The following is a 370-nucleotide window of genomic DNA, read 5'->3' on the forward strand; positions in this document are numbered from 1 at the left end:
ATATCTGGATGGCGGACGACTTTGAGGACATTGACCCGGAACTTACGCCCGATGAAGTGACTGCAGCGATCGAACTGGCGGACAGGATGCTGGATGCTGACGTCAGCCTCAGCTGGGAATTTATGCGCGACTGTGCAGAAAGCGTGAAGGCCCGAAGGGAGGCTGAATGAACATCTGGCTGGTCAGTTATCAGGAAGAGGCGGGCAGCGGCTCACATGAATACCACATGCTGCTGAGCGGGCAGGACTTTACGCTGGCCGAAGCCGCATGCGAACGGATGGGGGAAACCTGGTGGCCGCCGGAGCGTCCCGTCTGCGCTCAGGGCTGCTACTGGCAGTTTGATCGGGGCAGCGTCTGGCTGAAGAGCATC

1 pseudogene is annotated in these 370 nt (G+C 59.5%); it reads left to right on the forward strand.

The window, feature by feature from the left end:
* Positions 1–166: 166 nt before the first annotated feature.
* Positions 167–370 (forward strand): annotated as a pseudogene (locus tag IBT54_RS24925) (hypothetical protein); the annotation flags it as partial.

The organism is Pantoea sp. S62 (assembly GCF_016658625.1).
GTDB lineage: Bacteria > Pseudomonadota > Gammaproteobacteria > Enterobacterales > Enterobacteriaceae > Pantoea > Pantoea vagans.